Annotated in this window: 15 protein-coding genes; 9 read left to right on the top strand and 6 right to left on the bottom strand. The window is 56.9% G+C overall.

The genetic code is table 11. The features are described from left to right. Nucleotides 1–137: 137 nt before the first annotated feature. Nucleotides 138–542, bottom strand: a complete 405-nt coding sequence (locus tag J3P75_RS11100) for a TraR/DksA family transcriptional regulator (RefSeq protein ID WP_065260998.1) — start codon at nt 540–542, stop codon at nt 138–140. A 403-nt stretch (nt 543–945) separates the two neighbouring features. On the opposite strand from J3P75_RS11100, the gene J3P75_RS11095 reads away from it, so the two are divergent. The 4 genes from J3P75_RS11095 (at nt 946) to J3P75_RS11080 (ending at nt 4,799) form a co-directional block, all read left to right on the top strand. Beyond that, nucleotides 946–1,854, top strand: a complete 909-nt coding sequence (locus tag J3P75_RS11095; RefSeq protein WP_434710426.1) for a MurR/RpiR family transcriptional regulator — start codon at nt 946–948, stop codon at nt 1,852–1,854. A 63-nt stretch (nt 1,855–1,917) separates the two neighbouring features. After that, on the top strand, nt 1,918–2,523 hold the full coding sequence (locus J3P75_RS11090) for a glutathione S-transferase (RefSeq protein ID WP_434710424.1): 606 nt from the start codon (nt 1,918–1,920) through the stop codon (nt 2,521–2,523). A 2-nt stretch (nt 2,524–2,525) separates the two neighbouring features. Beyond that, nucleotides 2,526–3,632, top strand: coding sequence for a DNA alkylation repair protein (locus J3P75_RS11085; RefSeq protein WP_434710422.1), 1,107 nt, complete (start codon nt 2,526–2,528; stop codon nt 3,630–3,632). 201 nt (nt 3,633–3,833) lie between these two features. Beyond that, nucleotides 3,834–4,799 carry a toll/interleukin-1 receptor domain-containing protein gene (locus tag J3P75_RS11080; protein WP_434710421.1) on the top strand — a complete coding sequence of 322 codons (966 nt, stop codon included), beginning with the start codon at nt 3,834–3,836 and terminating at the stop codon, nt 4,797–4,799. Nucleotides 4,800–4,810: 11 nt separating this feature from the next. Here J3P75_RS11080 and J3P75_RS11075 read toward each other — a convergent pair whose 3' ends face one another. The 4 genes from J3P75_RS11075 to J3P75_RS11060 form a co-directional block, all read right to left on the bottom strand. Next, on the bottom strand, nt 4,811–4,981 hold the full coding sequence (locus tag J3P75_RS11075; RefSeq protein ID WP_434710419.1) for a hypothetical protein: 171 nt from the start codon (nt 4,979–4,981) through the stop codon (nt 4,811–4,813). Between the two features lie 3 nt (nt 4,982–4,984). Further along, nucleotides 4,985–5,641: a DUF2931 family protein gene (locus J3P75_RS11070; protein WP_434710417.1), complete on the bottom strand. Its 657-nt coding sequence runs from the start codon at nt 5,639–5,641 to the stop codon at nt 4,985–4,987. Then, the gene (locus tag J3P75_RS11065; protein WP_434710415.1) at nt 5,641–7,182 is read right to left on the bottom strand and encodes a phospholipase effector Tle1 domain-containing protein; all 1,542 of its coding nucleotides are present in this window, start codon (nt 7,180–7,182) and stop codon (nt 5,641–5,643) included. Before J3P75_RS11065 ends, J3P75_RS11070 begins: the two co-directional genes overlap by 1 nt. A gap of 136 nt (nt 7,183–7,318) precedes the next feature. After that, a complete protein-coding gene (locus J3P75_RS11060) occupies nt 7,319–7,681 on the bottom strand; it encodes a DUF6124 family protein (RefSeq protein WP_434710413.1) in 363 nt (120 codons plus the stop codon). A 1,079-nt stretch (nt 7,682–8,760) separates the two neighbouring features. On the opposite strand from J3P75_RS11060, the gene gabP reads away from it, so the two are divergent. From gabP to J3P75_RS11040, 4 genes are all read left to right on the top strand, one after another. Next, nucleotides 8,761–10,161: a GABA permease gene (gene gabP / locus J3P75_RS11055; RefSeq protein WP_434710411.1), complete on the top strand. Its 1,401-nt coding sequence runs from the start codon at nt 8,761–8,763 to the stop codon at nt 10,159–10,161. Nucleotides 10,162–10,296: 135 nt separating this feature from the next. Further along, nucleotides 10,297–11,130, top strand: coding sequence for an oxidoreductase (locus J3P75_RS11050; RefSeq protein WP_434710409.1), 834 nt, complete (start codon nt 10,297–10,299; stop codon nt 11,128–11,130). A gap of 28 nt (nt 11,131–11,158) precedes the next feature. Beyond that, nucleotides 11,159–12,100: an AraC family transcriptional regulator gene (locus tag J3P75_RS11045; protein WP_434710407.1), complete on the top strand. Its 942-nt coding sequence runs from the start codon at nt 11,159–11,161 to the stop codon at nt 12,098–12,100. A gap of 168 nt (nt 12,101–12,268) precedes the next feature. Then, nucleotides 12,269–12,664, top strand: a complete 396-nt coding sequence (locus J3P75_RS11040) for a hypothetical protein (protein ID WP_434710405.1) — start codon at nt 12,269–12,271, stop codon at nt 12,662–12,664. 65 nt (nt 12,665–12,729) lie between these two features. On the opposite strand, the gene J3P75_RS11035 is transcribed toward J3P75_RS11040, so the two are convergent. Then, nucleotides 12,730–13,068: an FKBP-type peptidyl-prolyl cis-trans isomerase gene (locus J3P75_RS11035; RefSeq protein ID WP_434710404.1), complete on the bottom strand. Its 339-nt coding sequence runs from the start codon at nt 13,066–13,068 to the stop codon at nt 12,730–12,732. A gap of 139 nt (nt 13,069–13,207) precedes the next feature. Here J3P75_RS11035 and J3P75_RS11030 point away from each other — a divergent pair, with 139 nt between their 5' ends. Continuing rightward, nucleotides 13,208–14,254, top strand: coding sequence for a M4 family metallopeptidase (locus tag J3P75_RS11030; RefSeq protein WP_434710402.1), 1,047 nt, complete (start codon nt 13,208–13,210; stop codon nt 14,252–14,254). Nucleotides 14,255–14,259: the final 5 nt, after the last annotated feature.

The following is a 14,259-nucleotide window of genomic DNA, read 5'->3' as shown; positions in this document are numbered from 1 at the left end:
TGAGGTCTGTGGCAGGTCAATGCAAACGCGGAGCAAATGTTGCAGGCGATAAAAAGCTTCGCGGGCAAGCCCGGCGCCCACCGGTTCGATTCGAACCTGATGGGGCGGACTTGCCCGCGATCACAGCGCCGGAAAGATCAGGCCTGACGCTGGTGCTTGTCGATCTGCTCGTGACGTTCCTGAGCTTCGATGCAGTACTTGGTGGTCGGACTGATCAGCAGGCGTTTCAGGCCAATAGGCTCGCCGCTGTCGTCGCACCAGCCGAAGCTGTCTTCCTTGATGCGCTCAAGGGCTTGTTCCAGTTGCGGCAGCATGCGCTGGTCGCGATCGATCGCGTTGACCAGCCAGGTGCGCTCTTCTTCAACCGAAGCCGCATCCGCCGGGTCAGCCGGGGTGTCCAGGCTTTCGATGGCGATACGGTTTTGCTCAATGCGCTCGTGGGTTTCGACTTTCATGTTCTGCAACAGCTCAGTGAAGAAAGCGTGTTGCTCTGCATTCATGTAGTCATCTGCCGGCATCGCCAGCAACTTGTCCTTTGTCATTGATATCTCTATAAAAAAACGTGCATTAAGGCGAATTAGGGAGCGTTTCGGCGAGCCGTGTCCGGTCGTCGAAAAGGCATCGTTTATTGCAAACGCCACCCGGCACTCAATTTACGAAGGGGCGGCAGTCTAAGGCCCGATCGAGGCCTCAGCAACTGTAAATACTGGGAATTTGTCCGACAACACCCGGAAACTGCTCTGACACAGGCTTCACACGGCCATCGGAGTGCGTTTATAGCAAGAAATTCAGTCGAGCGGCTGTATATAGAAGACAAACGGCTAACTACGCCGCGCCTGCTCGATGAATTTTCCGCGCGCAGTGCATCGTTTCAGCACAGCAGAGCGCGCCAAGCCCCACTACTATCAGGCGCAACCTGTGCTCAAACAGCCTGAAGGATGACGTATGCCCCGCCCCGATCTGCCGGCCACCGCCGAGGTTGCCCTCGCCAGCCCCCCGATCAACGCCGAGCGTTTGCTGCAACTGATCACCGAGCAATACGACAGCCTGCCGCGCCAGCTCAGACGCATTGCCAGCTACATCAGCCAGCAAAGCGAACGGATCATGGTCGACCGCATCAGCGACATCGCCCGCGAATGCGAAGTGCAGCCCTCCGCCATCGTGCGCTTCTCGCAACGCTTCGGTTTCAGCGGCTTCAGCGAGATGCAGGCATTGTTTCGCAGCGCCTACACGGACAAAGCTTCGCCCGCGCAAAACTACCAGCAACGCATCCGCAGCCTGATCGCCAGCCCCTCACGCAACGCCAGCGACGGCGACCTCGCCCGCGAATGCATCGATGCGACGCGCTCGGGCATCGAACGCCTGGGCCGCGAACTCGACGATGCGGCGTTCGCCACAGCCGTCGACCTCATCGTCAACGCTGACAACATTTATGTCGTCGGCGTACGCCGCTCCTTCGCAGTCGCCGATTACCTCGTTTACAACCTGCAACACACGCAGAAACGCATTCATCTGGTGTCAGGGCTTGGCGGCAGCTATCGCGAGCAGATGCGCAGCGTGCGCGCCGGTGATCTGGTCATCGCCATCAGCTTCGTCCCCTACGCCAAGGAAACCCAGCACTGCCTGCGCTTCGCCCGCGAGCAACAGGCCAACACCCTGATCCTCACCGACAGCCACCTCTCGCCGCTGGTCAAACAGGCCAACAGCGTGCTGTTGGTCAACGAAGGCAGCGCTTTGGCCTTTCGCTCGCTGAGTGCGACGCTGTGTTTGTGTCAGGCGCTGTTTGTCGCGGTGGCGTATCGGTTGGGGCTGAACGTTGAAGAGATTCACGAGCAGGCCGGATTCGACGACTGACAATTGCCGCCACCTCGGCTAGGTTATGCCTACCCCCACCGGTTCGACTTGAAGGAACGCGTCATGAAACTGATCGGCATGCTCGACTCCCCTTACGTACGCCGCGTGGCGATCTCCGCCAAATGCCTGGGAATGGACCTGGAACACGAGTCGGTTTCGGTGTTCCGCCACTTCGAACAATTCCAGCAGATCAACCCGGTGGTCAAAGCGCCGACGCTGATCCTCGACGACGGCGTCGTGCTGATGGACTCAACGCTGATCCTCGACTACCTCGAAGCCCGCTCCGGCAAAAGCCTGCTGCCGACCGAACTGAGCCAGCGCGCCCACGCCCTGCGCCTGATCGGCCTCAGCCTCGCCGCCTGCGAAAAAGCCGTGCAGCTGTATTACGAACGCAACCTGCGCCCGGCCGACATCCAATACCAGCCGTGGGTCGAACGCGTCGAAGGCCAACTCGCCGCCGCCTTCACCGTCCTCGAACAGGAACTGGCAAAACACGCCTTGCCCACCGACGGCCCCCTCACCCAAGCCGGCATCAGCCTCGCCGTGGCCTGGAGTTTCACCGACCTTGTCGTCCCCGATCAAATCGACGCCAGCCGCTACCCGCACATCGCCCAATACACCGCGTACGCCGAAACCCTTGAAGCGTTCGTCAGCACGCCGATGACCTGAACATGAGTGCGCCCGAAACCGCCGCTCCGGCGCTAAAGGAAATCTTCAACGCCGAACGCCTGCAACACATCGCCAGCGAGATGAGCGCCGTTTACCCGGCATTCAAGGCCAAGGCATTTCTTGAACATGCCCAGCACGGCCTCGCAGAATTATCGGTGATGCAACGCATGGCGCGTGTCAGCGAAAGCCTTCACGCCGTGCTGCCGCTGGATTACGCAGATTCCCTCAAAGCGCTGTTCGAACTCGCCCCGCGATTGAACAGCGGATTCGTCAGCATGTGCCTGCCGCACTACGTCGCCAGCTACGGCGCACACGCGTTCGATACATCGATGAACGCGCTGAAATACTTCACCACCTTCGGCTCCTCCGAATTCGCCATCCGCCACTTCCTGCGCAGCGACCTCGAACGCACCCTGGAACACATGCACGACTGGGCCGACGACGAAAACCACCACGTCCGCCGCCTCGCCAGCGAAGGCAGCCGCCCTCGCCTGCCATGGTCGTTTCGACTGGAACCGATTCAAGCCAATCCGCAATTGACCGCCGGGATACTGGAGCGGTTGAAGGCGGATGAGAGTTTGTACGTGCGCAAGTCCGTGGCGAATCATCTGAATGATGTGACGAAGGTGCATCCGCAGTGGGTATTGGACACGATTGAAGGTTGGTCGCTGGAGAACAAGCACACGGGATGGATTGCGAAGCATGCGTTGCGCAGTTTGATCAAGCAGGGAGATACGGGCGCGCTGACGGTTATTGGTGCGGGGGCGAAGGCTGAAGTTGAGTTGCTGGATGTACGGGTTGAACCGGCGGTGGTGCGGTTGGGGGATGCGATTACGTTGTCGTTTGTTGTGAGGTCGACGGTGCCGGTTGGGCAGCGGTTGGTGATTGATTATGCGATTGACTATGTGAAGGCGAATGGCGGGGTTTCGCGGAAGGTTTTTAAGTTGAAGATGGTGGAATTGGCAGGGTTTGGGAGTGAGGTGGTTAGGAGGAGGCAGGTGATTAAGGACTTTACGACGCGGAAGCATTTTGTGGGGCGGCATGGGGTAAGGGTTATAGTTAACGGAAAGACGTTGGCAAAAACTGCATTTAACATCACCACAAGATGACGTTCCAACGCGACTCTGTACCTCTAGCAGTAATTTTACATAGATGGGATTAAAGGTAGCTCCTGCATTCGGCAATGCGAAAACCCCACCGAAGCGGTGAAAAAAGTTCCGAGCACGACGCCATCCTTACTTAATAGACCACGCCGCAGCCAACGAGTCATAGATGTATAGTCGAGATGTGCTTTTTACAGCGACAAGCAAATGCTGAAACCACTGGAGAAAATAAAAATGTCACCCAAAGTATTCGTAAGTCATGCAAGCGAAGACAAAGAACGGTTTGTACTAAATTTTGCAAAGCAGCTAAGAGCTAATGGCATTGATGCGTGGCTCGACAAATGGGAAATGCTACCAGGCGATAGCCTGGTAACGAAGATTTTTGAAGAGGGTATTAAGGATGCCCAGGCAGTAATAGTTGTGCTTTCTAAAAATAGCGTAGGAAAACCCTGGGTCCAACATGAACTTGACGCTGCATGTGTGAAGCGGATAAATACTGGAAGCAAGTTAATCCCTGTCGTTATCGACGATTGCGAAGTCTCCGAGGTTTTGAAGGCAACTCTGTGGGAGCGCATACAAGACACATCCGCGTATCAGCCCAATCTTGAACGAATAATTTCTTCGATTTTTGGAGTATCAGATAAGCCGGCACTGGGCGACCCGCCGAAGTATGTGGAGCATCTTGGCACAAGCATTGCCGGACACAACAAGCTAGACAGCTTAATATACAAAATGGCGTGTGAATTTGCGCTAAAGGCCGGTTCAAGACATATAAACGCATCAGCGTTCCTCAAAGATGGTGAGCTCCTTGTACCTGAGAGCAAACTAAGAGAATCGATTGAAATACTAGGCGAGCAAAAAATATTTGAACTTCAGCATTTCTTGGGAGGGGAATTCCCATCTATTTCGCTGACCAGTTACGGCTTCGAGATATATGCTCGCGACTATGTAGAAAACTACAGCGAGATATTTCGCTCAGTGGCTTTTGCAATCACAAACAAAAAATTGAGAAGCCTTTCACAAATAAAAAACGAGCTCAAATTCAATTCATTTTTGATTGAGCACGTTTTGAGAATGCTAGCTAGTCAAAACAGTATCTCTGTGAGCTGGGTCCTAGGGGGAGATTGTTTGATCAACCGCGTTTCGCCTTCTTTGGAGCGGTCTTTAAACTGATTAGTTTTAGATCAAAAATCCTGAGCACTTTCGAGCTCAGCTAATACTTCGAACTTGCACAGCCCCTTGTAGAAACGGAAGGCAGTTAACTCTGCCTTCTGCAAGCCAAGGTGGAAGGATTTATTTACTTGCAGCATAAATAAAAACCCTTCTACATCTTCCTGCTTTTCTTGAGTTTCCAAGCGTTACCAACTCCCGTACGGAATGCCGTACTTGTCGATATACCGCTTCGCCTTTTCACTCACTGGATAGGCGTAACGACCACCGTGTTTTCCCTGCTCCGGGCCTAACGGTTCGATCTCTCCCTGGGCATGGGCAACTTTTATTGGGCGGTGGCATGAATCTCTGACCCAAGCTTGAAGCACACCGCCAGGGGCTAGGCCCACATACAACGTGGCCATATATCGGGCGGCTCTTTCTGGAGTCTCCGGGCAGCGATGATGTGTTGACTTCACCATCAGTTGCCTCGCTTCTTCTGGAATTTCTATAAAGCCTTTATAGGTTTTTTGCTCTGATATGGACTGCCAACGGACAAAGATCATCCTTGGAAGATCAGCGCCGGTAACCGGAACCCCGGAGCCACCTACAGTTCCCCAACCTCGCGCAGACTCCGTCCCATCTTCTGGTTCGCCACCAGGGGCGGATTTTGCGCCGACTCTGAAAAACATCATGTTATTGATGTCGAGGACTGAGCTGTCTTCCACCCAGATTTTCATATAACTCGGCTCAACGAATCCTAGTTGCCACCAAGGAGACTTAGGGTCATTTTCTCCACTTTCGGAACGTCCGGTTTGGCAGCCCATCAACAGTAGAACGCCGAGCAAAGCTATCAAGACCTTCATTACCAAAGCTTCCAATCAGGTACATGGGGGTGTTGTACACGGATCGCGTCCTGCGTCGGGGCGTTGATGTAAACAGCATCAATACCGCTTCCGTCTCTTCTTCCGAGGGGGTGATTCCAGTTCGCGGAGGCGTGGGTGTACTTGAGCTTAAGCAGAGATTCGTCCTCTGGAGTGGTTCTGTAGTCTCCGGCGAGAAATCGATCACACAGGGATTGGAGTTCTGCGGGGACGGAGTATTCGTCATCTTCGGGTATGTCGGAAAACTGAACACCCTTTTCTTTTGCCAGTTGATGCATGACTCTCAGGTAGATCCTTGAGAGCTTACCGCTGACGGGACGTTTTAGTTGTAGAGCGGCGAACACGCGCTTCTGCCCCGGCGAAAGCCTGTCTTGATGCTCTTGGGGTATTTCGAAGGAAGCGGGGGTGACAATTTCCAGTAGATGAGCCGGCCACCCTTTAGCAATCCACTCGTTTTTTACACGCGCAGCATCTTGATAAATCGACGTGGTTGAAACGTCGACATACAGCGGTACCGCGAGAGTTTGCATAGGACTGACTAGAACGCACTCCTCGACTTCATCGAGATAGCTGCCGCCTATATCCGAATGGACACCGGGAAAGGCGTACTCGGGGTGGGCGGGTTTTACTCGGCTGAGGGCAAAATTGGCGCGGCATTCATCACGGGCTACGAGATGGACTACATCCGTGAAGTATTGACGATCCAGGTAAAGCCTCACACCAGGAGCGATGGGGCTCTTCACTCGTCCAAAATTGGTAAAACCGGCTATGGAGGGCACCGTATCGAATAGCCCGATAAATCCCATTTTAATGCCGCCTCCGAATTGGCTATCAAAGTTACGGCTGAAATCTCTGGCGTTACTGCTAAGCAGGCTTCCTAAAGCCCCCTGCTTACCCCGCACGACTTCGTTCGAGAAGTGCCGTGCAGCGGCTGCCCCACGACTGAAACCGAATGCATCAAAAGTCAGAGAGGCTATCTCACAGTTGGGATTTTCTTGCAGTGCCTCTTCTATTGCCTGTTTTATTTGCGTAAAAGACGACTGCACACGCCCCACGACACCAGTCTCACCCCGCCCCATTGCGGAGCCCACGACGCTGTCTTTCTTATTGCTGTCGGTGCCTATACCTTCGACATAAATCGGGCTTGATACGTCCTTTAGAAAGCCATCGCCCTCGGCTTTCTGGGTCTTTTTATACAAGGAGAATAATTTCTTCACATTGGTCGGCCCGGCGCCATAACTGCTGTCAGGATCCTTCATATAGGGCTGGCAACTGGCGGGGATATCCTCGGGAGCTATGGGATGCTGCGCCCCACACAGCAACCCAGCCGCTGTGTTATTCGCATTATTCCCCGTCCCATCAAAAAACACCCCAATCCGCAGCGCTATCCCAACCTTCTCAGGCTCGGGCGCGGGTTCTTTGCCGTGTTTTTCGTATTCCGCCCAGTGCTGGGCGTGGAGGTCGACGGGTTTGGCTTGTTCGTAGCGGTAGTTTTTCGGGGGGTTGGGTACGTAGCCACTCATCCTTGTTTCCTTGGTCCTGATCCTTGAGAACGGCGCGAAGCGTGACAGTCGGGGCTAGGCGGCGCAAGGCGTGGCGGTGTGCCAGCGCGGTTTTTTTCGGTGTTTCGACGAGGGTTTCCCCTCGTCGTTGTTGCGGTCAGCTGGCGACTTCAACGTTGTCGAGTGCCTGGTTGACGGCGAGTTCGCCGAGCATCACGACCTGGGCGATGCCCAGTGCGGTTTTGCGGTGTTGGGGGTCGAGCATGGCGGCGAAGTTGACCAGCATTTCGCTGGCCGAGCCGAGGGTTTCGCTGGCGTTGGCGAGCAGCGATTCGCTGTCGAATTTCGGGTTGGCGAGGTACATGCGCTCGGGTTCGTTGACGCTGGCCATGATCTGGCTGGCGGGTTTGAGGTAGTGGTCGAGGGCGCGTTCGGCGGCTTGGTGGAAGCGCCTGGAATCGGGGGATTCGTAGGGGGATGCGGGGTCGGTTTCGGGTGGGTTGGGCGTGACTTTGAACATAGATGAAGCTCCTAACACATCGAGTGGAGGTTTCACCCTTTCGCTACCAAACGAAGGGTGGCGGCCATGCACAGGTTGGTAGACCGGGTGTTAGGATCCGGCGCGCCCTAGGACGCCCTGTGCATGACCACCATAAAGCCGAAACGAAGAATCTCGGCGATGACGGAGCTGCACATCTAACACCGGGCTACCAAACCCGATCACTGCTTTTTCAGTGACCGCCAAACGATAGAACCGCCGCACTAGACGCACAAGCCGGCGGATTCTGGCGTAGTCGTAGGTAACGGCGCAAGGCGTTGTAGGGTTTGGGTGGTGTGGGTCTTTCGCTTTTAAACGAATGCTGGAATTTGCGTTTAGTGAGTTGCTGGATCGTTTTGCCCTCGCCTGTTTGTGAACAGGTATCGCCCATTGGGCCACATCGGACGGTGGCAATCCGGATGTTGTGGCGGGCGCTGAAATGGCTGCCCTCACCCTAGCCCTCTCCCGGGGGGAGAGGGAACCGATTGGGGGAGACTGGAGAGCTTCGTCGTCCTGACAACCAGTGCACTTCAAACAATCCAGGACGGTGGCGATTCGGGAGTTGTGGCAGGTGCCGAAATGGCTGCCCTCACCCTAGCCCTCTCCCGGAGGGAGAGGGGACCGATTGGGGGAGATTGATGAGAATCGTCGGTCTGGACGGTCGACTGTGAATCCAGAAACGATGGAATCGCACAGATTTATCGACATCGGATGCCCGCTCGGTCGACCTCCCTACACCCGCAGGAAAATCGAATTGATCTGTAAATATCGTCAGTTCTCTGCCCTCCCACACACCCCATGACCAACCAGTTCTCACTTCAAACAATCCCCCACCCGAATGTCGATAACAGACACAACCGTGGCGTGATCAGGCATCTGATTCGGCGGACAAGCCGGGTAAGGTGACGCAGCTTTTGCGCAAAACTCCCGTCCATCGAGGCGGATTCGATCAGCACTGCGACGTTCGAGAGGGGCCATTTAGAGCTGTTTTAGCCAACATCAGCGGTTCGCTCGGCCCTTTTCATTCGCTTGAACGTCGATCAGCAGAGAACAAGAAAACAATGATCAGCCCCACCTCCAAGGATTCGACTGGCCACTTGGCGCAGGGCTTCAAGCCTCGTCATGTGACGATGCTGTCCATCGCCGGGATCATCGGCGCCGGTTTGTTTGTCGGTTCCGGGCATGCCATTGCGGCGGCCGGGCCGGCGGTGTTGCTGGCTTATCTGTTTTCCGGGTTGCTGGTGGTGCTGGTCATGCGCATGCTCGGCGAGATGGCGGTGGCCAATCCGGACACCGGTTCGTTTTCCACCTATGCCGATCAGGCCATCGGGCGTTGGGCCGGGTTTACCATCGGCTGGCTGTATTGGTGGTTCTGGGTGCTGGTGATTCCCATCGAAGCTTTGGCGGCCGGGCATGTGTTGCATCAATGGTTTCCACAGGTCGATGCCTGGCTTTTTGCGCTGGGCTCGATCATTGCGCTGGTGGTGACCAACCTGTTCAGCGTGTCGAAATACGGCGAGTTCGAGTTCTGGTTTGCCATGGCCAAGGTGGTGGCGATCATCGGCTTTATCTGCGTCGGTTTTGCGGTGTTGATGGGCTGGATTCCCGACCGTGAAGTCAGCGGCTTGAGTGGTTTGATGGCGGCGCACGGTGGGTTTGCGCCGAACGGTTTGTCGGCCGTGGTCGGTGCGTTCATTACGATCATGTTCAGTTTCATCGGCACCGAAGCGGTGACCATCGCCGCAGCGGAATCGAATAACCCGGCACAGAATATTGCCAAGGCTACGCGCTCGGTGATCTGGCGCATCGGCGTGTTTTATTTGCTATCGATCTTCGTGGTGATTTCAGTGGTGCCGTGGAATGACCCGCTGCTGGCCTCGGTCGGTTCCTATCAGCGGGCTCTGGAAATCATGAATATTCCGCACGCCAAATTCATGGTCGATGTGGTGGTGTTGATCGCGGTGGCGAGCTGCATGAACTCGTCGATCTACATCGCCTCGCGCATGCTCTATTCGCTGGGTCGACGTGGTGATGCACCAAAGGCGTTGAAAGTGACTTCGTCCGAAGGTGTGCCGCGTGCGGCGGTCATCGCCAGCACCGTCCTCGGCGCGGCGATCACCGTGTGGAGCTATGTGATGCCCGCCGGATTGTTCGAGTTTTTGCTGGCCAGCTCCGGCGCGATTGCCTTGCTGGTGTACCTGGCAATCGCCGTGTCGCAACTGCGCATGCGGCGGATGTTGCGTCGGCAGAACGTCGAGTTGACGTTCCGCATGTGGCTGTTTCCGTGGCTGACCTGGCTGGTGATTGTGTTCATCTGCGCCGCGCTGGCGGTGATGATGATTACCCCGGAACACCGCACCGAAGTGAGCACGACGATTGGTCTGGCGCTGGCAATATCGTTTATCGGTTTGCTGACCTCGCGACATCCTGCGCAGACGGCCAGTGTCACCCCTGCCGGCTGAGAATGGGCCGGAGTCAATCCGGCACCCGCCAACCTCGCTGATAGGAACAGGCAATACTCAGATCCGATTCGGCATCGTCCCCCGCCCTCCTTCGCCCTAGCATGCTCGCACCTTGTCTGTTCTGTAGTGTGCGACATGAAGACTGAAAAAACCCTGTTCATCACCGGTGTCAGCAGCGGCTTCGGCCAGGCGCTGGCGAGGGAGGCGCTCGCCGCGGGCCACCGGGTAATTGGCACCGTGCGCAGCGAATCCGCCGTGGCGATGTTCGAGGCGCTGGCGCCGGAGCGAGCCCATGCCGTGGTGTTGGACGTGACCGATTTCGAAGCGATTGATACGGTGGTCGCCGCCGTTGAAAAACGTTACGGGCCGGTGGATGTGCTGGTGAACAACGCCGGTTACGGTCACGAAGGCGTGTTCGAGGAGTCGCCGCTGGCGGAGATGCGTCGTCAGTTCGATGTGAATGTGTTTGGCGCAGTGGCGGTAACCAAGGCTTTCGTGCCGTATTTCCGCCAGCGCCGCGCTGGGCATATCGTCAACATCACCTCCATGGGCGGCTACATCACCATGCCCGGCATCGCCTATTACTGCGGCAGCAAATTCACTCTGGAAGGCATTTCCGACACCCTGAGCAAAGAGCTCGCACCCTTCAATATTTTCGTCACGGCAGTCGCACCGGGGTCTTTTCGTACCGACTGGGCCGGACGCTCGATGCAGCGCACCCCGCGCAGCATCAGCGACTACGATGCCAGCTTCGACCCGGTGCGCAAGACCCGCGAAGAGAAAAGCGGCCATCAGCTCGGCGATCCGCAGAAAGCCGCACGGGCCATGCTGACGCTGATCGCCAGCCCTGCTCCGCCGGCGCATCTACTGTTGGGCAGTGACGCCGTCGCGCTGGTGCGTGACAAGTTACAGCGCACGGCGGAGAGTATTGAGCAATGGCGGGCGCTCAGTTGCTCCACCGATGGCTGAGCAGCCGCGTGAAAAAAAGGTGCAGTGAATGGCGAAATCCGAAGACCTGACGACGGCGCGCATGGTGCAGCTGATGAGCGAACTGGCGCCGCTCGAGGGCTACAACCTGAGCGTGCTCGACGACGTGCGGTTTCTGCGTTCCAACCGTCCGTTGACGCGCACGCCGGTGTTGTACGAGCCAGGTATCGTGATCCTCTGTCAGGGGCAGAAACGCGGCTATCTGGGTGACGAGATCTACGTCTACGACGCCCAGCATTATCTGGTTTTGTCCGTGCCGGTGCCGTTCACCATGGAGACCGATGCCAGCGAGGATCAGCCGATGCTCGCGGTGTATCTGCGTCTGGATTTCGCCCTCGCCGGCGAGCTGATTCAGCAAGTCGATGAGGTCCGCGGCTTCGACGCCACGGCGCCGCGCGGAATGTATGCCTCGCCAATGGATGATGCGCTGCGCCAGTCGACCTTGCGCTTTCTGCAAATAATGAACGACGGCGACGACGCACAAATCCTCGGCCCGGCGATGTTGCGCGAACTGTATTACCGCATCCTCACCGGCGCCCAGGGCGGCACGCTGCGCGCGGCCATCGCCCAACAAGGTCAGTTCGGCAAAGTGACACGGGCGATCCATAAAATTCACAGCTGTTACCACGAGCATCTGGACGTCGAAGCGCTGGCCGAAGAAGCGCAGATGAGCGTGCCGAATTTTCACCTGCACTTTCGCAAGGTCACCGACACCTCGCCGATGCAGTACCTCAAGTCGACGCGTTTGCATCAGGCGCGGTTGCTGATGCTGCGTAACGACTTCACCGCCGCCCGCTCAGCGTTCCTGGTCGGCTACGAAAGCGCCTCGCAATTCAGCCGCGACTTCAAACGCTTCTTCGGCCGCACCCCGCTGGCGGAAGTGGCGTGGATGAAACGCACGTACGCGTTGCCGGCACCGAATACGCCTTCGCTGTTTGTGTCGTCGCATTGAGAAGACAAGGTATCCGCCTTAGTGGGGCTGACGGAGCCGGCCCTTTCGGAAACAGGCCACCTGTTTTTTTACACTTGTAACGACGCGCGAATCTCAGACCCGTCCTACATCCTTTGAATGCCCTTTGATATAGCGTCCGCCTCGTTTTGTAAAAGAACAAGGACGCTCATGGTGCGCAGAAAAGACATACCCAAAGTACAAATCCCACCTGCCGGTGATGGGCACCAAGTGAGTCTGATTTATCAAGATCCATCTATGAGTCACGCGGACGCCAAAAGACTTCTTGGCAGCGACACGGATGCGGACGTGATCGCTGCACTCGTATCAATTGGCCTGAATGAAAGTGACGGAAACTGGGCTCAGAATATTTGCCTTGAATATCTGACCCATAATTCCGAGGCGATTATCGCCGCTGCGGTCACCTCCATTGGCCACATCGCTCGCCGTCATGGGGTAATGGAGACTGAGAGAGTTTTCCTTGCACTCGAATCAGTCAGGCACGAACATCCTTCTCTGGAAGGAATAGTCGATGACACGCTCGATGATATCGACGCGTTCACCTGACCGACTCAAGCCATATCTCACCTGGATGAAGTACCCGCTTCATCCAGCGTAATTCTTCTGAAAACTCAATCCTCCCGCGTCAAAACCTCCAGCAACTCGATCTCGAACACCAGATCCGAATGCGGCGGAATCTTGCCCATGGTCCGCTCGCCGTAGCCCAGATGCGCCGGCACCAGCAGTTTGCGTTTGCCACCGACCTGCATGCCCATCAGGCCCTGATCCCAGCCTTTGATCACCCGACCCGTGCCGATTACGCACTGGAAAGGTTTGCCGCGGCTCCAGGAGGAATCGAACTCGGTGCCGTCTGGTAGCCAGCCGGTGTACTGGGCGGTGATCAGCGCGCCTTTGACGGCGGCTTTGCCGTCGCCCGGTTGCAGGTCGATGATTTGCAGTTCTTCTGACATGTGGTTGACTCGTTAAGAATGGCCCTGATGGCGCGAACGGTTTTTTCGCAGAATTGCGCGTCGATGGCAATCGATGGAACCGAAATTCGCGCCGCGGCTCACATGGATATCGACATCGTATGACGACAAGGATGCTTTGATGACCGACTCTCGATTGCTGCGCAGTTTTATCCCGCCTTACATCCTCAACCGGATCATTGCCCACGGTTCGGAGCCGCAGCGCAACGCCGCGATGCAGACGCTCAACCATGTACGCAGCCTCTTGCCCAACCCCGGCCGACCTTCGCAGCCGCCGGCGCGGGCGGTGTTGCCGCAGGCGACCAAACCGGGCCTGGCCCGGCGCAGCGTGCACGACGCGCAGAACAAGATGCTCCTGCCGGGCATGCCGGTACGCCTCGAAGGCCAGCCGCCGTCGGGAGACCCGGCGGTCGACGAAGCCTACGACGCGCTGGGCGCCAGCTATGATTTCTTCTGGAAAGTGCTCGGGCGCGACTCGATCGACAATCAGGGTTTTGCGCTGATCGGCAGCGTGCATTACGGCCAGGGTTACGAAAACGCGTTCTGGAACGGCGCGCAAATGGTCTTCGGTGATGGCGACGGCGAAATCTTCCAGCGCTTCACCCGCTCGCTCGACGTGATCGCCCATGAACTGGCGCACGGTGTCACCGAAAGCGAGGCTGGTTTGATTTACGCCAATCAATCAGGCGCACTCAACGAATCGCTGTCGGACGTGTTCGGCGTGCTCACCAAGCAATACACCCTCGGCCACACGGTCGAGCAGGCCGACTGGTTGATCGGTGCCGACCTGCTGATGCCGAAAATCCAGGGCAAAGGCTTGCGCTCGATGTCGCACCCCGGCACCGCGTACGACGACCCCTTGCTGGGCAAGGACCCGCAACCGGAGCACATGCGCAAATTCGTCATCACCAGCGAAGACAATGGCGGCGTGCACATCAACTCCGGCATCCCGAACCGCGCGTTTTATCTGGCGGCTCGGGCACTCGGCGGCTTCGCCTGGGAAAAGGCCGGACGGATCTGGTATGACACGCTGTGCGACGATCGCTTGAGCCAGGACGCGACGTTCGACGCGTTCGCAAAATTGACCATCGACCACGCCGGCCAGCGCTTCGGCGCCAAGGAAGTTGAAGCGGTGCAGCAGGCCTGGGCACAGGTCGGTGTCGAATAAACTGA

The sequence above is a fragment of the Pseudomonas sp. R1-1 genome (assembly GCF_051132135.1).
Classification (GTDB): domain Bacteria; phylum Pseudomonadota; class Gammaproteobacteria; order Pseudomonadales; family Pseudomonadaceae; genus Aquipseudomonas.
The sequence above is the reverse complement of the archived record's forward strand: the minus strand, read 5'-3'. Positions and strand labels throughout refer to the sequence as shown.